Origin of the sequence: Arthrobacter sp. LjRoot14, assembly GCF_964253905.1 — a bacterium.
In the GTDB taxonomy this organism is placed as follows: Bacteria; Actinomycetota; Actinomycetes; order Actinomycetales; family Micrococcaceae; genus Arthrobacter.
This window is the reverse complement of sequence record NZ_CAXURL020000001.1, coordinates 3,346,086-3,365,226: the sequence shown is the minus strand read 5'-3', so window position 1 is coordinate 3,365,226 and position 19,141 is coordinate 3,346,086. Positions and strand designations below refer to the sequence as shown.

The 19,141-nt window shown below is 65.8% G+C and carries 15 protein-coding genes; 8 read left to right on the top strand and 7 right to left on the bottom strand.

Annotation, left to right across the window (positions count from 1 at the left end):
• From ACSQ12_RS15130 to ACSQ12_RS15100, 7 genes are all read left to right on the top strand, one after another.
• The gene (locus ACSQ12_RS15130) at window positions 1–348 is read left to right on the top strand and encodes a holo-ACP synthase (protein WP_011692749.1); all 348 of its coding nucleotides are present in this window, start codon (window positions 1–3) and stop codon (window positions 346–348) included.
• A 57-nt stretch (window positions 349–405) separates the two neighbouring features.
• Window positions 406–1,920: an NAD(P)H-hydrate epimerase gene (locus ACSQ12_RS15125; protein ID WP_436065935.1), complete on the top strand. Its 1,515-nt coding sequence runs from the start codon at window positions 406–408 to the stop codon at window positions 1,918–1,920.
• 92 nt (window positions 1,921–2,012) lie between these two features.
• On the top strand, window positions 2,013–4,265 hold the full coding sequence (glgX, locus tag ACSQ12_RS15120) for a glycogen debranching protein GlgX (protein WP_436065934.1): 2,253 nt from the start codon (window positions 2,013–2,015) through the stop codon (window positions 4,263–4,265).
• Window positions 4,262–6,610, top strand: a complete 2,349-nt coding sequence (treY, locus tag ACSQ12_RS15115) for a malto-oligosyltrehalose synthase (RefSeq protein ID WP_436065933.1) — start codon at window positions 4,262–4,264, stop codon at window positions 6,608–6,610. The genes glgX and treY overlap by 4 nt, the downstream gene beginning before the upstream one ends.
• Complete coding sequence (gene treZ / locus ACSQ12_RS15110; RefSeq protein ID WP_436065932.1) at window positions 6,607–8,361, top strand: malto-oligosyltrehalose trehalohydrolase; 1,755 nt, start codon at window positions 6,607–6,609, stop codon at window positions 8,359–8,361. Before treY ends, treZ begins: the two co-directional genes overlap by 4 nt.
• 105 nt (window positions 8,362–8,466) lie before the next feature.
• Window positions 8,467–9,504, top strand: coding sequence for an L-glyceraldehyde 3-phosphate reductase (gene mgrA, locus ACSQ12_RS15105; RefSeq protein WP_436065931.1), 1,038 nt, complete (start codon window positions 8,467–8,469; stop codon window positions 9,502–9,504).
• 202 nt (window positions 9,505–9,706) lie between these two features.
• Window positions 9,707–10,792, top strand: coding sequence for an inositol-3-phosphate synthase (locus ACSQ12_RS15100; RefSeq protein ID WP_436065930.1), 1,086 nt, complete (start codon window positions 9,707–9,709; stop codon window positions 10,790–10,792).
• 83 nt (window positions 10,793–10,875) lie between these two features.
• Here ACSQ12_RS15100 and ACSQ12_RS15095 read toward each other — a convergent pair whose 3' ends face one another.
• The 4 genes from ACSQ12_RS15095 to ACSQ12_RS15080 all read right to left on the bottom strand — a co-directional run bounded on the left by ACSQ12_RS15095 (window position 10,876) and on the right by ACSQ12_RS15080 (window position 14,208).
• Window positions 10,876–12,072, bottom strand: a complete 1,197-nt coding sequence (locus tag ACSQ12_RS15095) for an IS30 family transposase (protein ID WP_436064372.1) — start codon at window positions 12,070–12,072, stop codon at window positions 10,876–10,878.
• 90 nt (window positions 12,073–12,162) lie between these two features.
• Window positions 12,163–13,017: an IS3 family transposase gene (locus ACSQ12_RS15090; protein WP_436065425.1), complete on the bottom strand. Its 855-nt coding sequence runs from the start codon at window positions 13,015–13,017 to the stop codon at window positions 12,163–12,165.
• Window positions 13,014–13,340, bottom strand: a complete 327-nt coding sequence (locus tag ACSQ12_RS15085) for a helix-turn-helix domain-containing protein (protein WP_436065424.1) — start codon at window positions 13,338–13,340, stop codon at window positions 13,014–13,016. The genes ACSQ12_RS15090 and ACSQ12_RS15085 overlap by 4 nt, the downstream gene beginning before the upstream one ends.
• Window positions 13,341–13,584: 244 nt before the next feature.
• Window positions 13,585–14,208, bottom strand: coding sequence for a MerR family transcriptional regulator (locus ACSQ12_RS15080; RefSeq protein ID WP_436065929.1), 624 nt, complete (start codon window positions 14,206–14,208; stop codon window positions 13,585–13,587).
• 99 nt (window positions 14,209–14,307) lie between these two features.
• On the opposite strand from ACSQ12_RS15080, the gene ACSQ12_RS15075 reads away from it, so the two are divergent.
• Entirely contained in the window at window positions 14,308–14,817 is a 510-nt protein-coding gene (locus tag ACSQ12_RS15075) for a DUF2306 domain-containing protein (protein ID WP_436065928.1), read from the top strand.
• Window positions 14,818–14,862: 45 nt separating this feature from the next.
• On the opposite strand, the gene ACSQ12_RS15070 is transcribed toward ACSQ12_RS15075, so the two are convergent.
• The 3 genes from ACSQ12_RS15070 to mshA all read right to left on the bottom strand — a co-directional run bounded on the left by ACSQ12_RS15070 (window position 14,863) and on the right by mshA (window position 19,027).
• On the bottom strand, window positions 14,863–15,822 hold the full coding sequence (locus tag ACSQ12_RS15070) for a hypothetical protein (RefSeq protein ID WP_436065927.1): 960 nt from the start codon (window positions 15,820–15,822) through the stop codon (window positions 14,863–14,865).
• Window positions 15,823–16,000: 178 nt separating this feature from the next.
• Window positions 16,001–17,698 carry a formate--tetrahydrofolate ligase gene (locus tag ACSQ12_RS15065; RefSeq protein ID WP_436065926.1) on the bottom strand — a complete coding sequence of 566 codons (1,698 nt, stop codon included), beginning with the start codon at window positions 17,696–17,698 and terminating at the stop codon, window positions 16,001–16,003.
• A 63-nt stretch (window positions 17,699–17,761) separates the two neighbouring features.
• The gene (mshA, locus tag ACSQ12_RS15060) at window positions 17,762–19,027 is read right to left on the bottom strand and encodes a D-inositol-3-phosphate glycosyltransferase (RefSeq protein WP_436065925.1); all 1,266 of its coding nucleotides are present in this window, start codon (window positions 19,025–19,027) and stop codon (window positions 17,762–17,764) included.
• Window positions 19,028–19,141: the final 114 nt, after the last annotated feature.

The window sequence follows — 19,141 nt, the reverse complement described above, 5'->3', positions numbered from 1 at the left end:
ATGATTGTTGGCATTGGCGTAGACGTCGTAGACATTGAACGGTTCGGCAGGCAGCTGGAACGGACCCCAGGGCTCCGGGACAGGCTGTTCGTCCCTGCCGAGCGCGAGCTGAACACGCGCTCCCTGGCCGCGCGCTTTGCGGCCAAGGAAGCCGTGGCCAAGGTCCTGGGCGCTCCCGCCGGCATGAACTGGCAGGACTGCTGGATCGGCCTCGACCAGAACGGCCCCACCATCCAGGTCAAGGGCACCGTGCTGGCCGTCGCCGAGTCCAAGGGCGTCAAGCGCTGGCACTTGTCGATGAGCCACGATGGCGGAATCGCTACAGCGACCGTCCTCGCAGAAGGGTAAGCGCGCACTCTCCACCTGACGGCCCGCAGCGGACCCAGCACCGATTGGACTGAACCAATGATCAGCGCCTATACCGGCACCCAGATTCGTGAGGCCGAAAAACCCCTTCTTTTGTCCGGGGCAGGAGCTGTCCTCATGCAGCGGGCCGCCTACGGCCTGGCCAACGCCGTTATCCGTGAACTCGTTGCCCGGGGGATCCGTCCCTACGGGGCCAGCGTGGCGGTTCTTACCGGCAAGGGCAACAACGGGGGAGACGGGCTCTTCGCCGCCGCCTTCCTGGCAGCCCGCGGAATGCGTACGACGGCGGTACTCACCGCCGGCGAGGCCCACCCGGACGGACTGGCCGCCTTTGAACGGGCCGGCGGGCGCGCCCGGACCCTCACCGACCACAACGCCGGTGAGCTGGCAGCGGCAGCCGCCAGCGCCGACGTCGTGATAGACGCGGTGCTGGGGACCGGAGCCCAAGGCGGGCTCCGCGGCGCAACGGCCTCCCTCGTCGGGAAGCTGCGCGCCGCCGCGCACGGGTTTGTGGTGGCCTGCGACATTCCCAGCGGCGTGGACGCCGACACGGGCGAGGCCTATGACCCGGTCCTTCCGGCCGACCTCACTGTGACGTTCGGGGGAGCGAAAGCCGGACTGCTCGCCGATCCCGGCGCCGACCATGCCGGGCGCGTCCTGGTCATCCCCATCGGCATTGAAACGCAACTGCCGTCGCCGGTGCTGCGGCGTCTGGAATCCGCTGACCTTGCCAGGCTGCTGCCCCCGCCGACCCGCCGCTCCCACAAATACACCCGGGGCGTCCTGGGCGTCGTGGCGGGATCGCAACAGTATCCGGGTGCTGCCGTCCTCGCCTGCCGCGGTGCCCTCGCAGCGGGCGTCGGGATGGTCCGGTACCTCGGGCCGCCCGAGCCGACCCGTCTGGTGCGCCAGGCCTGCCCGGAAGTGGTGTGCGGACCGGACAACGTGGCAGACGCGCACGTCCAGGCGTGGCTGGTCGGTTCAGGGATCGCCGACGGCGACGACGAACAGCTGCAGCGGGTGCGCGACGCCGTGGAGACGGGACTGCCAGTGGCCGCCGACGCCGGTGCGCTGCCTGCCCTTCCCGATGCCCTTCCTCCGCACGTGGTGCTGACACCGCACGGCGGCGAGCTGGCGCATGTCCTGCAGCGCTACGGGATCGACCTGGGGCGGCAGGGAGTTGACGGTGCCACCCTCGACGCCGTGCGCCAGGCGGCTGAAAGGACCGGGGCCACCGTCCTGCTCAAGGGCGCCACCACGTTGGTGGCCGCGCCGTACGGCCCGGTCTTCAGCCAGGCTGAAGCCACGCCGTGGATGGCCACTGCCGGAAGCGGTGACGTGCTGGCCGGGGTACTCGGGTCCCTGCTGGCCCAGCATTCGGACGACGAGGAAAAATTTGCGGCCTGCGGGATCTCCGCGGACCAGCGCTGGGCGGCTATCGGTGCCATCGCGGCTAGCCTGCACGGCCGCGCAGGGACCCTCGCCTCCGCAGGCGGCCCGGTGACCGCCGGTTCGATTGCCCATTTCGTGCCCGAGGTGATGCGCACCTTGTAATCATTCAGCGAAAACCGCGGCAACAAACAATTACTAAACCTGCTTACTAGTAGTCTGTCTAGAGATTTATTCGTTACGCACGAGGAGTACACATGGAAGTCTGGCCCGGATCGGCATACCCGCTGGGAGCCACCTTTAACGGCACTGGCACGAACTTTGCGCTTTTCAGCGAAAGGGCCGAAAAGGTTGAACTGTGCCTCTTCGACGACGAGGGTGTTGAAACCCGGATCGAGCTCCTCGAAGTAGACGGCTATGTATGGCACTGCTACCTGCCCCACATCCAGCCCGGCCAGAAGTACGGATACCGCGTCCACGGCGCCTACGATCCCGACTCCGGGAACAGGTTCAACCCGAACAAGCTGCTCCTGGATCCCTATGCAAAGGCCGTGCACGGCCAGATCGACTGGGACCCCGCACTGTTCTCCTACAACATGGGCGATCCCGATTCCCGCAACGATGCAGATTCCGCCCCGCACATGATGATGGGTGTGGTGATCAACCCGTTCTTCGACTGGGACGGCGACCACCTGCCCCGCGTGCCGTACCACAAGTCCGTCATCTACGAGGCCCACGTCAAGGGCCTGACCCAGCTGCACCCCGAGGTTCCGGAAGACCAGCGCGGCACCTACGCCGGCGTTGCACACCCCTCGGTCATCTCCCACCTGCAGAAGCTGGGCGTCACCGCCATCGAACTCATGCCGGTGCACCAGTTCGTCAACGACGGCATCCTCGAAGACAAGGGCCTGAACAACTACTGGGGTTATAACACCATTGGCTTCTTCGCCCCGCATAACAGCTACAGTTCCACGGGCGACACCGGCCAGCAGGTTCAGGACTTCAAAGCCATGGTCCGCTCCCTGCACCAGGCGGGCATCGAAGTGATCCTGGACGTCGTGTACAACCACACCGCCGAGGGCAACCACCTGGGCCCCACCCTCTCCTTCAAGGGCATCGACAACGCCGCCTACTACCGGCTCATGGACGGCGACGAGAAGCACTACATGGACTACACGGGCACCGGCAACTCGCTCAACGTCCGGCACCCCCACTCCCTGCAGCTCCTGATGGACTCCCTGCGCTACTGGGTCACCGAAATGCACGTGGACGGCTTCCGGTTCGACCTCGCCTCCACCCTGGCCCGCGAATTCTATGACGTGGACAAGCTGTCCACCTTCTTCGAACTCATCCAGCAGGACCCGGTAGTGTCCCAGGTCAAGCTCATCGCCGAGCCGTGGGACGTTGGCCCCGGTGGCTACCAGGTGGGGAACTTCCCGCCGCAGTGGACGGAATGGAACGGAAAGTACCGCGACACAGTCCGCGATTTCTGGCGTGGAGAACCGGCCACCTTGGGCGAATTTGCTTCCAGGATCACCGGCTCTGCCGACCTGTACGAGCACTCCGGCCGCCGTCCGGTCGCCTCGATCAACTTCGTTACCGCCCATGACGGCTTTACGCTCCACGACCTGGTGTCATACAACGAGAAGCACAACGACGCCAACGGCGAAGGCAACAACGACGGCGAATCGCACAACCGCTCGTGGAACTGCGGCGCTGAAGGCCCCACCGACGACCCCAAGGTCCTGGGCCTGCGCGCCCGGCAGCAGCGCAACTTCATCGCCTCACTGCTGCTCTCACAGGGCGTGCCCATGCTGCTTCACGGCGACGAGATGGGCCGCACGCAGCAGGGCAACAACAACGGGTACTGCCAGGACTCCGAACTGACCTGGATCAACTGGGACAACGTGGATCAGCCCCTGGTGGAGTTCACCGCCGCCGTCAATGCCCTGCGGCACAAGCACCCCACTTTCCGGCGCAGCCGCTTCTTCGACGGCAGGCCGGTCCTGCGTGGCGAGGGTGAACGGCTTCCGGACATCGAATGGCTGGACGTGGACGGCTCCACGATGAAGCCCGAAGACTGGGACAGCGGCTTCGGCCGCTCGGTGGGCATGTTCCTCAACGGCGACGGCATCCGCGGCCGCGACGAACGGGGCCGCCGCATCACCGACGTCAACTTCGTGCTCTACTTCAACGCGCACGACGACGAAGTGAAGTTCACGCTTCCCTCGGACGAATATGCTCCCGCCTGGGACATCATCATCGACACCGCAGGGCACAACGCCGACACCGAACCGGTTGAAGCCGGCGGAGTCCTGCCCGTTGAGGCGAAGTCCCTCGTGGTGCTCCGCGCCCACAGCGTTCCGGAGACCGAGCCGGACCACTCCGTGGCGGCATCGCTCGCGGCACTGACGCAAACCGCCACCAGCGAGACGGCGGCGCTGACCTCGCCGGCCATCGCCGACCCCACCCAGTCAACAAGGGCAAGGTCGAAGGGCAAGGATTCATGAGGACGCCCGTCTCCACGTACCGCCTCCAGATCCGGCCTTCCTTCACGCTCCAGGACGCCGCCGCCGAGGTCCCCTACCTGAAGTCGCTGGGCGTGGACTGGATCTACCTGTCCCCGATCCTGACGGCGGAAAAGGGGTCGGACCACGGCTACGACGTCACGGACCCTTCCAGCGTGGACGCCGACCGCGGCGGCCCCGAAGGCCTCGAAGCGGTGTCCCGGGCTGCCCGCGACGCCGGCATGGGCGTCCTCGTGGACATTGTGCCCAACCACGTCGGGGTGGCGTCGCCGTACCAGAACCCCTGGTGGTGGTCCCTGCTCAAGGAAGGCCGGAAGTCACCTTACGCCGAGGCGTTCGACGTCGACTGGGACTTCGGCAACGGACGCGTCCGGCTCCCCGTGCTGGGGAGCGACGACGACCTGGACAAGCTGGAAATCCGCGACGGCGAACTCCGCTACTACGACCACCGTTTTCCGCTGGCCGAGGGCAGCTTTGCCGACGGCGATGACCCCCGCGACGTCCACGCCCGCCAGAACTACGAACTGGTGGGGTGGCGCCGCGCGGACACGGACCTCAACTACCGCCGTTTCTTCGCCGTCAATACGCTGGCCGGCGTCCGGGTGGAAGTTCCCCGGGTGTTCGACGAAGCCCATGCCGAAGTGCTCCGCTGGTTCCGCGAGGGGCTGGCGGACGGTCTCCGGATCGACCACCCGGACGGGCTGGCTGACCCGGAGGGCTACCTGCGGCGGCTCCGCGAAGCGACCGGCGGCAGCTACCTGCTGATCGAGAAGATCCTGGAGCCGGGGGAGGAGCTGCCGGCGTCCTTCGAATGTGAAGGGACCACCGGCTACGATGCCTTGGCTGACGTGGACCGCCTCTTCGTCGACGCCTCGGCGCAGAAAGCCCTGGACCAGCTCGACGGCAGGCTCCGCGGCGGGGAACCCGCAGACTATGAGGAGATGATCCGCGGAACCAAACGCAGGATCACCGACGGCATCCTGCACTCCGAGATCCTCCGGCTGGGAAGGCTGGTTCCGGCCGGCACAAAGCTTGCCGGGGCGGCATTGGATGCCGGGCTCGCAGCCGACGCGATCTCCGAGATCATCGCCTCGTTCCCCGTCTATCGGACCTACCTGCCGCACGGAGAGGAAGTCCTCAGGGAAGCCTGCAGCCTCGCCGCACGGAACCGGCCGGACCTCGCTGCGGCCATTGAACTGCTGCAGCCGCTGTTGCTGGACGCCGGCTCGGCGTTGGCACAGCGGTTCCAGCAGACCTCCGGCATGGTGATGGCCAAGGGCGTGGAGGATACCGCGTTCTTCCGCTACACCCGGCTGGGCACCCTGACGGAGGTGGGCGCCGATCCCACCGAGTTCGCCCTTGACCCGGCAGAATTCCATCAGCGGATGGCGCGGCGGGAAGCCGAACTGCCGAAGTCCATGACCACGCTGAGCACGCACGACACCAAACGCAGCGAGGACACCCGGGCCCGGATCTCCGTGATTTCCGAGTTCGTGGCGGAATGGGACAAGGTGCTGACCAAGCTGCAGGAACTGGTGCCGCTGCCCGACGGGCCGCTCGCCAGCCTCCTGTGGCAGGCCATCGCCGGCGCGTGGCCGGCATCCCGTGAGCGACTCCAGCAGTACGCCACCAAAGCCGCCCGCGAGGCCGGCAATTCGACCGACTGGCTGGACCCGGACGAAGCGTTCGAGCAGAAGCTGGCTGCCGCTGTCGACGCCGCGTTCGACAACCCCGAAGTCCGTGCGGAACTGGAGGCCTTTGTGGCGCTCCTGGAACCGTACGGCGCGGCAAACGCGCTGTCCGCGAAACTCGTGCAGCTGACCATGCCGGGCGTTCCGGACGTGTACCAGGGCACCGAGTTCTGGGACCGTTCCCTCACCGATCCGGACAACCGCCGTCCTGTCGACTTTGCCGCGCGTCGGGAGTCGCTGGCGGCACTCGACTCCGGCGAGCGTCCGGCGTCGTACCAGGACGACGCCGCCAAGCTGCTGGTGACTTCGCGGGCGCTCAGGCTCCGGCGTGACCGGCCGGAGCTCTTCACCGCCTACACGGCAGTCACGCCGAGCGGTCCCGCGGCGGCGCACCTCGTGGCGTTCAGCCGCGGTGCCGGTGAGTCCGCCGGCGCCTTGACGCTGGCCACCAGGCTGCCGCGCCGGCTGGAACAGTCCGGCGGCTGGCGGGACACGTCCGTGGCATTGCCGGCTGAAATGACGGACGAACTCACAGGCAACAGTTTCGGGCCGGGGCCGGTGCAGGTTGCGGACATCCTGGCAAGCTACCCCGTTGCCTTGCTGGCACCCACTCACGGATCGGAGAACCACGGATGACGTACCCCGCAAGCGGAAGCGGACGCTTCGACATCTGGGCCCCCGAGGTCACTGCCATCACCTTGCTGGCAGACGGCGCTGAATACCCCATGAGTCAGCGCGGCGAGGGCTGGTGGACGGCGGTCAATGCCCCGGCCGGGGGAGAGGTGGACTACGGCTACCTGCCGGGGACGGACACCACCCCGTTGCCGGATCCCCGGTCCCGCCGCCAGCCGGCGGGCGTGCACTCCTTGTCCCGCACCTTCGACCCGTCCGCCCACGAGTGGGCCGACGGGAACTGGGCTGGCCGGGAGCTGCAGGGCGCCGTCATCTACGAACTGCACATCGGCACGTTCACGCCGGAGGGCACCCTGGAAGCCGCAGCCGGAAAGCTGGGCTACCTCAAGAACCTCGGCGTCGACTTCGTGGAGCTCCTGCCCGTCAACGGCTTCAACGGCACCCATAACTGGGGCTACGACGGAGTCCTCTGGTACGCCGTCCATGAGGGCTACGGCGGCCCCGCCGCGTACCAGCGCTTCGTGGACGCCGCCCACGGCGCCGGCCTGGGCGTCATCCAGGACGTCGTCTACAACCACCTCGGTCCCAGCGGAAACTATCTGCCGAAGTTCGGGCCCTACCTGAAGTCAGGGGAAGGGAACACCTGGGGCGACTCGGTCAACCTGGACGGGAACGGATCAGACGAGGTCCGCCGGTACATCCTGGACAATGCGGCCATGTGGCTCAGGGACTACCACGTTGACGGCCTGCGGATCGACGCCGTGCACGCTTTCAAGGACGAGCGCGCGGTCCATCTCCTCGAGGAGTTCGGCGCCCTGGGCGACACAGTGGCAGCGGAAACAGGCCGGCCGATCACCATGATCGCGGAGTCGGACCTCAACAACCCCCGCCTGCTGTACCCCCGCGACGTCAACGGGTACGGGCTGGAGGGCCAGTGGAGCGACGACTTCCACCACGCCGTGCACGTGAACATCAGCGGCGAGACGGAGGGGTACTACAGCGACTTCGATTCGCTGGGCGCCCTGGCCAAGGTGCTGCGCGACGGGTTCTTCCACGACGGCAGTTACTCCAGCTTCCGCGGCCGGCACCACGGACGGCCCATCAACACCGGGCTGGTGCACCCCGCGGCCCTGGTGGTGTGCAGCCAGAACCACGACCAGATCGGCAACCGCGCCACCGGCGACAGGCTCTCCCAGTCCCTGTCCTACGGCCAGCTGGCCCTTGCGGCGGTCCTCACGCTGACGTCCCCGTTCACGCCCATGCTCTTCATGGGGGAGGAATACGGTGCCACCACGCCGTGGCAGTTCTTCACCTCCCACCCCGAGCCGGAGCTGGGCAAGGCGACGGCGGAAGGCCGCATCAAGGAGTTCGAGCGCATGGGGTGGGATCCCGCCGTCGTGCCCGATCCCCAGGATCCGGAGACCTTCAACCGGTCGAAACTGAACTGGGCCGAGGCCGCCGAGGGTGACCATGCCCGCCTCCTGGACCTCTACCGCTCGCTGACCGCGCTGCGGCGCAGCACTCCGGAACTGGCAGGCCTGGGGTTCACGGACACCGCGGTGGACTACAGCGAAGAGGAGGGCTGGCTGCGGTTCCGGCGCGGAGACGTGCACGTGGTGCTGAACTTCTCGGAGCAGGCGGTCAAGCTCGAGGACGCTGCCGGATCCGTGTTGCTCTCCACCGACGAGGCATCAGTGGCCGACGGCGGCTCGCTGCTGCTGGCGCCGTGGAGTGCCGCCATCCTGAAAGCCTGACCCGTTTGACCGCTGTTGCTACGCCGCGGGCTGTTTGTGTCAGCCCGCGGCGTAACAACGCATTTGTTGGCTGTCGCCTGCGTCACAGCTGGCAGGATTGCAGGTATGACTTATTCTGCAGCGGACAACCGCTATGAATCCATGCCCTACCGCCGCGTCGGACGCAGCGGCCTGAAACTTCCGGCCATCTCCCTTGGGCTCTGGCACAACTTCGGCGACGACAAACGCTTCGACGAGCAGCGCGCCATCCTCCGCCGCGCCTTCGACCTTGGCGTCAACCACTTTGACCTGGCCAACAACTACGGCCCGCCGGACGGCTCCGCGGAAACCAACTTCGGCCGCCACCTGCAGGACGACTTCAAGCCGTACCGCGACGAGCTGGTCATCTCCACGAAGGCCGGTTACTACATGTGGCCCGGCCCGTACGGTGAGTGGGGCTCCCGCAAATACCTGATCTCCAGCCTGGACCAGTCGCTGCAGCGCATGGGCCTGGACTACGTGGACATCTTCTACAGCCACCGCCCGGATCCGGAAACGCCGATGGAAGAGACCATGGGTGCGCTGGACTACGCCGTCCGTTCCGGCAAGGCCCTGTACGCGGGCATCTCCTCGTACACCCCGGAACAGACCCTCGAGGCCGCCCGGATCCTGAAGGAACTCGGCACCCCGCTGCTCATCCACCAGCCCAGCTACTCCATGCTGAACCGCTGGACCGAGAACGGCGCACCGAACCTCTACGAGACGCTGGACCAGGTGGGCGCGGGTTCCATTGCGTTCTCCCCGCTGGCGCAGGGCATGCTGACGGACCGCTACCTGAACGGCATCCCGGCCGATTCCCGTGCAGCCAAGGAACGGTTCCTTTCTGAATCGGCGCTCACCGAGGACAAGCTGGACCGGGTACGCGGGCTCAACAACATCGCCGCCGGCCGCGGGCAGTCGCTCGCACAGATGGCCATCGCCTGGATCCTCCGCGACCAGCCCAAGGGCTCACCCGTGACGTCCGCGCTGGTCGGCGCGTCCAGCGTCAAACAGCTGGAGGACACCCTGTCCGCCATCAACAACCTGGCGTTCTCGCAGGAGGAGCTGAAGGCGATCGACGAGTTCGCCGTCGAATCCGACATCAACCTCTGGGCCCAGAAGTAGCGCGCCCGCAACAGGGCCGACGTGCCCAACCGGGCCGCGTAACAGAACTGTCCATGTCATAAAGCCGGGGCCGGGAACAACTCCGGCCCCGGCGGCGTTGGCTACAATGCAAGGGCGCCCAATGGCGCCGTGCCCATCAGCCGCCGTCGCTCATCAGAGTGCTGCCGCGCCGGGCACTGAAGTTTGTTCTCAAAGGAGTTCCGTGTCTTCAAATCCGATTCGTGTTGCCATCGTCGGTGTGGGTAACTGCGCCGCGTCCCTGGTCCAGGGTGTCCACTACTACCGGGATGCCGACCCCCAGGCCACGATTCCCGGTCTGATGCACGTGGAGTTCGGCAAGTACCACGTCAACGATGTTGAATTCGTTGCAGCCTTCGATGTTGACGGCAAGAAGGTCGGCGTTGACCTGGCCGACGCCATCCTGGCCAGCGAAAACAACACCATCAAGATCGCCGACGTTCCGCCCACCGGCGTAACGGTCCAGCGCGGCCACACCCTGGACGGCCTCGGCAAGTACTACCTCGAGACCATTGAGCAGTCCCCGGCGGAGCCGGTCGATGTTGTCCAGGCCCTGAAGGACGCCAACGTTGACGTCATGGTCTGCTACCTGCCCGTTGGATCGCAGGAAGCCGCCGAATTCTACGCACAGGCCGCAATCGACGCCGGCGTGGCGTTCGTCAACGCCCTGCCGGTGTTCATCGCCGGGACCAAGGAATGGGCGGACAAGTTCACTGCCGCCGGTGTCCCGATCGTGGGCGACGACATCAAGAGCCAGATCGGTGCCACCATCACGCACCGCGTCATGGCCAAGCTCTTCGAAGACCGCGGCGTCACGCTGGACCGCACCTACCAGCTGAACGTCGGCGGCAACATGGACTTCAAGAACATGCTGGAGCGCGACCGCCTCGAGTCCAAGAAGATCTCCAAGACCCAGGCCGTCACGTCCAACGTCGAAGCTGAACTGGCCGCCAAGGACGTGCACATCGGCCCGTCCGACTACGTCCAGTGGCTCGACGACCGCAAGTGGGCCTTCGTGCGCCTCGAAGGACGCAACTTCGGCGACGCCCCCGTGTCACTCGAATACAAGCTGGAGGTCTGGGACTCACCGAACTCCGCCGGCGTGATCATCGACGCCATCCGCGCGGCCAAGATCGGCCTGGACCGCGGCATCGGCGGCCCGCTGCTCTCGGCGTCCAGCTACTTCATGAAGTCCCCGCCGGAGCAGTTCAACGACGACCTCGCCCGTGAAAAGGTCGAGGCCTTCATCCGCGGAGACCTGGAGCGCTAAGCTCTTCCGTCCCCCCCGCGCGACGCTCTCTCACTTGTGGTGGGTTTTGCCGCGGCGGATTCAAGTGGTCGTTGCAACACGTCCTAGGCTGCTGATTCTTCCATTATTTGCTCGAGGGCTTGTGCGGGTGTTTTCCAGCCGAGGGTTTTGCGCAGGCGCCCGTTGAGTCCTGCCGCGGCGTAGTCGAGGTCTGCGCGGGTGACGGTGGTGAGGTCCATTCCTTTGGGGAAGTACTGTCGCAGGAGTCCGTTGGTGTTCTCGTTCGTGCCGCGTTGCCAGGGTGAATGGGGGTCGCAGAAATAGACATCTGCACCGGTGGCGATCCTGACGCGGTCGTGGATGCCGACCATCTCAGCGCCTTGGTCCCAGGTCAGGGACCGGCGTAACTGGGCCGGAAGGGTGGGCAGGTTTTCCTCAATGGCGGCCAACACCTGCTCGCCGGTGTGTCCGTTCGGCAGGTGCAGGAGCATCACGAAGCGGCTCCGGCGTTCCACGAGCGTTCCGATCGCCCCGGTGCCGGGAGTTCCGATGATCAAATCGCCCTCCCAGTGCCCGGGCACTGCCCGGTCATCGGCTTCCGCGGGGCGTTCGCTGATCAGCAGCTCCTTCGGGACCCGAGGCCTTCGTGTCCCCGCGCGCCGGTTCGGTTGCCGAACCGCACGGCCGGTGCGCAGGGCCGTGGCAAGCTCGGCTCTCAGCCCGCCGCGGCCCTGGATGTAGATGCACTGATAGATCGTCTCGTGGCTGATGCGCATGCTTTCATCATCGGGGAAATCGATCGGCAGCCGGGCACTGATCTGTTCCGGGGACAACCGTTCCCGGCAGGTCAGCATCCCGCCAACGTAGAGCGCCAGCGCCTCATTGACGGCCAGTTTCCGGGCCTTTGGCCGGCGGGCCAGCTTCTGAGCCCGGTTCTGAGCCGAGGACGCAAGATACGGGCGCTTGCCCTCGTTACGGATGTTCCTGCCCAACTCCCGGCTGACCGTGGACGGGTTCCGGCCCAAACGCCGGCCGATTTCCCGCACACCGCACCCTGCCGCCCGCCACACAGCGATCAACTCGCGCTCATCGAAGGACAAGTACCGCCCGCAAGGGGGCTTCTTCGAAGGATCCACCCCACCATGCTGACGGACGATCTTGCCGGCCGCCGTCGCCGAAAGCCCCGCAACACCTGCCGCCACCTCATCAGACAAACCGGACGACCGTGCGGTCCAGAACGCCCGCACCACCTCACACAACACCTCAGGCCGACCAAAACGTCCCACAACAACACCAATCACTCAGGTGTTGCAACGACCCCTTGAGCCTGCCCGCGACGCTCTCTCACTTCTTGAACTGGTCCCCGATAGTTGGACTGGCTAAATCGGATTCTAGGCCGCAAGGGTCTGGGCTCGGTATTGCACCGGGCTCAGGCCCTTGAGCCTTGTGGAGATTCTTTCGTTGTTGTACCAGCGGATGTACTCGGGAAGTGCCGAGGCCAGGGCGTCGGTGCTGAGGAAGCGGACGTGGTGGAAGAGCTCTTCTTTGAGGTGTCCGAAGAAGTTTTCCATGACGGCGTTGTCGTAGCAGTTGCCCTTGCGGGACATCGACTGCGCGGCGCCGGCATCTTTGAGAAGGATCCGCCATGAGGCGTGTTGGTATTGGACGCCTTGGTCCGAATGCACCAGCGGCTGCTGCCCCGGCTCAAGACGGGCGAGGGCGCTGCGGAGCGAACTGTTGGTCAGTTCCAGGTTCGGCGAGCTGCCAACGGAATAGGAGATGATCTGTCGGTCGAAGAGGTCCATGACTGGTGAGAGGTAGAGCTTCCGGTCCCCGACGCGGAACTCCGTCACGTCCGTGACCCACTTCTGGTTCGGAGCGTCAGCATCAAACTTCCGGTTCAGCAGATTCGGGGCAATAGCGCCCTGCTCACCTTGGTAGGAGTTATAGCGCTTCCTTCGGCGGACCTTACAGAGCAGCTGCAGTGAGCGCATCAGTTTCAGCACGGTCTTCTTCGCAACCGCCCACCCTTGCTTGGTTAGCTCGCTGTGGATGCGGCGATGGCCGTAGCGGCCATGGTTTGTCGTGAAGATCTCCGTGACTGCGGCCTTGAGTGCTTCCTTGGGGTCTGGAGATCGAAGCCGGGCCTGGTGGTAGAAGAACGTCGAGCGGGCCAGGCCCGCGACCGGCAGCAGGACCGGGAGAGGGTAGTCAGCCTTGAGGGCAATGAGGGCCTGAACCTTCACTGTCGTTCCTGAGCCCTCAAGGCCCGCAATTTTCCCAGATATGCCACCTCCGCGCGGAGTCGTTCGTTCTCCCGGCGCAACCGTTCCAGTTCGGTTAACTCGGCCGGTGGAGGTGGAGCTGCGGACTTCGCGGGCCTGCCTTTGGCCCTGGGACGTAATGCCTCCGCACCATCACGGCGATACGCCCGGACCCACTTTTGCAGCAACTGACGCGAGGACAAGCCGGCCTCCACAGCCAGGTCCTGGCCGGCCTCGCCCGCGAGGAACCGCTCCACTAAGGCCAGCTTGAACTCGAACGAGTACGACTTCGCCGGTTTGCTCACCAGCACTCCTTGCCCATGAATCCTCCACCGCCCATACAGCGCCCTAACGGGCACCCACGGCGCATCCAGCAAACGCGCCGCTGCCCGATACCCGATGCCTTTCTCAAACCACGCTACCGCCGCCTCGCGCTGGACCTCAGACAACAAACTATTTGCACGCATAAAACTGCTCCCCGGAAGTCGGAACTGAATTTCTCAGTCCAACTTCCGGGGAGCAGTTCATCTGGTGGGGGAGCGTCGCGCTTTAAACGTCATTCTCATATCGGCGGATGGCGTGGCTGGCCTGTGCGAAAGCAAGGAGCTTGAGCAGCAGCCGGCTGTGCATGTGCATCCCGACTGCGGCCGTGAAAATAAGCTCGTCGACGCTGTCCGGGGCCGTCGTGGCCGCGATGTCGATCCCGGCGACGTCATCCATAGCCTTGCTGTACGTGCCCAGCACCTCAGGCGAGACACGGATGTTGAGGCTTTCCATGAGCGCCAGGTGGGCATTCAGTGCGTTCCGGGCGTCACTCGGGTAATCGGGCCAGCCTCGAAGACGTACGACGGCGTCAGTCGCCGGTGTGCCGACGCTGCCACCCGCTGTGGCGGAGGTGTCCAGCTCCAGCACCACGCTCTGGACTGCCGCCAGCAGGTCGAGCCGCGGTGCGCCGTCGTCGGCCATTCTGAGGAGGCCGCGGATCTGTTCGATGTTCAGTCCGACGATCCGGCGGAGCGCCTGGATCAATTCGAGCCGCTCGACGTGCCGCGCCGAATACTGCGCGCGGGTTGCGTGGACGGCGGCCCCGGCGGGCAACAGGCCCTCGCGCAGGTAGTACTTGATGCTGGCGGCCGAGACTCCCGACCGCTCGCTGAGTTCCTTAAGCTGCATCCGCGCCTTCTTTGGTCGGAAGCCGGGTCCGTTGGATAGTGGGTCCGGCGGCAACTATCCTGATGTACACAGTCTGGATAGTGCCTCTATCCTAAAGCTATGGAGCCCTGGAATGTACTGCTAGTCAGCCATGTGATCGCAGCGCTGTTCGTCCTTGTGATTGGCCCCTTTCAGATTCTTCGACGGCGCCGCGACCGCATCCACCGCACCATGGGATACCTCTGGGTGGCGGCCATGTACTACGTCTGCTTCAGTAGTTTCTGGATTGTGACCGCAGGACATTTCACCTGGCTGCACGGGCTGTCCGCCTTCACCATCGTGACTGTTACCCTCGGCCTGGTCAGTGCAATTCGCCGCAACGTTCCGTCGCACCTGGGCAACATGGTGGGCAGCTACGTCGGCATTGCCGTGGCGTTCATTTTTGCCGTCGCCGTCCCGGGACGGGCGATCCCGCAACTTCTTGCCGAGGACCCGGCCACCGCGGCGTACGTCGCCGCTCTGGTGGTGCTAAGCGTCGTGGTGGTCTTCGTTTCGCTCAAGCGCGGTGGCCGTGCGGGGGTGGGGGCCAAGGTGAAGGACCAAACGCTCTCTCACTCCCTGCAGGTTTAAGAATGATCCTCTCTCACTTTTGGCGGGTTTTGGCGCAACGCTCTCTCACCCGGCGTCGGCAAAACCGGACGCTTGGGGATGATCGAGCCATGCGGTGCGCAGCAGTCGTTTGATCTTGCTGACGGCCGGCCGGCAACCATCAGCAAGATCGTCCTTGCCTAGGATCAGGACCGTCCAGCCAGCCGACTCAAATGCTTTGTCCCGCCGTCGGTCGCTGAAGATCTGGGCGTCGAGAAGGTGATGTTCGCCGTCATACTGGATGGCGAGACGCCGATGACGGTAGCCCAGATCGGCCGTCGGCGAAACGGCATCCGTTGGGCGCAACGCCAACTGGAGCTCCGGCTCAGGGAGGCCGGCGTCGGCCATCGCCAGGCGGAGAAGCGATTCAGGCGCGGAGTCCGCACCGACCCGCATGAGGTGCAGCGCCTCCCGGGCACGGACTACACCCTGCAGGTTTGGGTGGCGGCCAACCAAGGTGCGGAGACCGTCCAAAGTGTCATAAGGCCGGGTGCGTCCCTCGAACGCCACTCGCGGGACACGGATTAGTTGATCCCCCATGCACACCAGATCGCCCACCGGCAGCCGTCGCGCCAGATCCAGCCAGGTCCGCGAACGGGTACTGACGCGGAGGCCATCGATCGATTCAATTTCGTCCTCGAGGGCCACCACCGTGTGGCCGATCACGCCGTTGCGGCGCACAGAGGGGAGGGCCCGGGGCTTGCTCAAGTGCAACTCGGTCGAATCGGCCAGCCAGGGTGGCAGGAGTTGGCAGTGAAGCCGAGCTGCCGTGACGTGGGATATCCAAGCCCCTGGCGACGCGGCGGACAACGCCCTTGCAGCGGCCTCCAGTTCGAAGTTCCAGTCTGACGGGCGGTAGAGTCCGCGGCCCACATGAGCCACATCTTTCCGCCGCAGCCTGGCCCTGGTAACTCCGGACGCCCGCGCTGACTCCAACGTGAATGGAGCCACCGCCAGGTGAGCAGGTAGATCGGTGCGCTTTTGCATGCTGGCATTGTGACCCGAAACCGGACAACGCCGCAGAAGTTATCCACAGGCGGGTTTTTGGCGGCAGGGAGTGAGAGAGCGTTCGGGAAAAACCGGTAGGAAGTGAGAGAGCGTCTAGGAAATGGCGGCAGGGAGTGAGAGAGCGTTCGGGAAAAACCGGCATGAAGTGAGAGAGCGTCTAGAAGAGGCCCAGGGGCTTGCCGGTGTCGTCCACGTCCATCCGCAGGGCTGCCGGAACCTTGGGCAGGCCCGGCATGGTCATCACCGCGCCGGTCAGCGCCACGATGAAGCCCGCCCCGGTCTTGGGGATGAGGTCCCGGACGTGCACCGTGAAGCCTTTCGGCGCACCCAGCTTCGTGGCGTCGTCGCTGAACGAGTACTGGGTCTTGGCCATGCAGACGGGCATGCCGGCCCAGCCGTTCTTCTCGATTTCGGCCAGGCGTTTGAGCGCTGGCACGGAGAAATCCACGCCGTCGGCCCCGTACATTTCCTGCACGATGATCCGGATCTTGTCCTCCACAGACAGGTCCAGCGGATACAGGTGCCGGAAGCTGTGAGGCGCCTCGAGCGCTGCGAGCACCTTCGCCGCGAGTTCGTCGCCGCCGTCCCCGCCGCCGCCCCGCCCCCAGACGTCGGCCACCGCGGCCTGCACTCCTTCGCCGGCGCACCACTCCAGCAGCCAGTCCAGCTCCTCCCGGGTGTCCGTCGCGAACTTGTTGACGGCCACCACGGGAGTGATTCCAAACTTCTCCACGTTGCGGATGTGCCGCCGGAGATTTGCCGTGCCGGCGGCCAGCGCCTCCACGTTGGGCTCCTTCAGCCGGTCCTTTGCCACCCCGCCGTGCATCTTCAGCGCCCGGACCGTGGCCACAAGCACGACGGCGGACGGCGCCACGTCTGCCACCCTCGCCTTGATATCCATGAACTTTTCGGCCCCCAGGTCGGCCCCGAAGCCGGCTTCGGTGACCACGATGTCCGCGAGCCGGCGGGCGGTCTGGGTGGCGATCAGCGAGTTGCAGCCGTGTGCGATGTTGGCGAACGGGCCGCCGTGCACCAGGGCTGGGGTCCCGGCGATGGTCTGCACGAGGTTGGGCTTGATCGCATCCCTGAGCAGCATGGTCAGTGCGCCCTGGACGCCGAGGTCCGCCACCGTGACGGGTTCGCGGTCGTAGGTGTAGCCGAAGGTGATGCGGCCCAGCCGGGCACGGAGATCGGCGATGTCCGTGGCCAGGCAGAACACCGCCATGATCTCCGAAGCCACGGTGATGTCGAAGCCGTCCTGCCGCGGGACGCCCTGGGCCGGTCCGCCGAGGCCAATGACCACCTCGCGGAGGGAGCGGTCATTCATATCCAGGACCCGCTTGAAGGTCATCCTGCGGGGATCGATGTTGAGTTCGTTGCCCTGGAAAATGTGGTTGTCCACCAGGGCCATGAGTGCGTTGTTCGCCGAGGTAATGGCGTGGAAGTCGCCGGTGAAGTGCAGGTTGATTTCCTCCATGGGCAGCACCTGCGAGTAGCCCCCTCCGGTGGCCCCGCCCTTCATGCCCAGCACGGGACCCAGGGACGGCTCGCGCAGCGCAATCATCACCTTCCGGCCCGCCCGGGCCAGGGAATCCGCCAGGCCCACCGTGGTGGTGGACTTCCCCTCGCCCGCCGGAGTGGGGGACATCGCCGAGACAAGCACCACCTTGCCCGGCAGGCGGTCCGGTGCCCCTGCCGGAGCCACAAGCTTCGCCGGATCGATCTTCGCCTTGTACCGGCCATAGAGTTCCACGGCGTCGGGGTTGATGCCTGCCGCGGCTGCGATGTCACCGATGGGCCGCATGGTGGCGCGCTGGGCGATTTCCAGGTCACTCATGACGTTGTTGTCAGACATCGTTGTCCTTCAGTTCGTGGCTTCAGGGAAAGCCGTTCGGGGGTCCCGCCCGGCGCTTCCGGCTCAAGGCGTGTGGCCCACCGGAATTCTGTGACTATCAATGTACTGGTCGACGGCGGCGTGGTAGCTTTCCAGCGTGATGGCGGCGGTGCGCTGCCAGCCGAAGCCCTGGGCGTGCAGGGCTGCGGCCCGCCCCATGTCCCCGCGGGTGGCGGGATCGTCATAGAGCGCTTCCAGGACATCGGCCCAGTCGGTGGCTTTGTGCCCGTCCACCAGCAGCCCGGTCCGTCCGTCGAAGATGGCCCGGGACAGTCCGCCCACCCGGGTCGCCACCACCGGAGTCCCGCAGGCCTGGGCTTCCAACGCCACCAGGCCGAAGGATTCACTGTAGGACGGCATCACCACGACGTCGGCCGAGCGGAACCAGCCGGCCAGCTCCGGTGCGTTCACCGGCGGGTGGTGGGTGACGACGTCGTCCATTCCGGCAGCGCTGATCAGCGCCTTCAGGTCGAAGTCCTTGGCCCCGCTCAGGGCGCCCAGGATGGTCACCTGGAGGTCGATGTCGGGGCGGCGCGAGCGGAGCAGGGCAGCTGCCTTGACGAGGACCTGCGGTCCTTTGAGCCGCTGGATCCGTCCGGCGAACAGCAGGTGGAACTTGCCGGCAGGTACTCCGAGCTGTGCCCGGGACCGGGGGCGGAAGGCGGGTGTGAAAACTGTCAGGTCCACACCCGGGGGAGCCACGTCGATGTGGTCGAAGTCGGCGTCGTAATGCGACACGAGTTCCGCGGCTTCGGCCGGGGTGTTCGCGATCAGCCGGGTGGCGCCGTCGACGATGCGGTGTTCGCCGTCCTCGCGCCGCCGCGGTTCGGGCTTCTCACCGGACTGCAGGAGGAGGTTCTTGACCTTGGCCATGGTGTGCATGGTGTGCACCAGCGGCACGCCCCACAGCCGGGAAAGCTCCAGCCCGGCCACGCCGGACACCCAGTAGTGCGAATGGATGAGGTCGTACCGGCCGTGCGGCTGGCGCTGCCGGATGCGCTCAATTTCCGCCACCATGCTGTGCAGCAGCTCCGGAAGCTCCTCTTTGGGCAGCTTCCGCGGCGGGCCGGAGATCACGTTGTGGACGCACACGCCGGGATCCGGGTGTTCGACGGCGGGCTGCCCCGACGACGTGGACCGGGTGAAGATTTCCACCTCGACGCCGCTGGCGGCCAGTGCCGAGGCCAGCGCCCGCACGTACACGTTCATGCCGCCGGCGTCGCCGGAACCGGGCTGTTCCATGGGCGAGGTGTGCAGGGAAAGGAACGCGACACGGCGGATCAGAGTCACGGCTCTCCCTTCGGCTGGCGGAACTGCATCCGATAAAACACTACTCCTGAAGTGACCCGGCCTTCACAGTGTCCCAAGTGCTGTCCCGAACACCGGAAGCCCTCCTGCTAACGT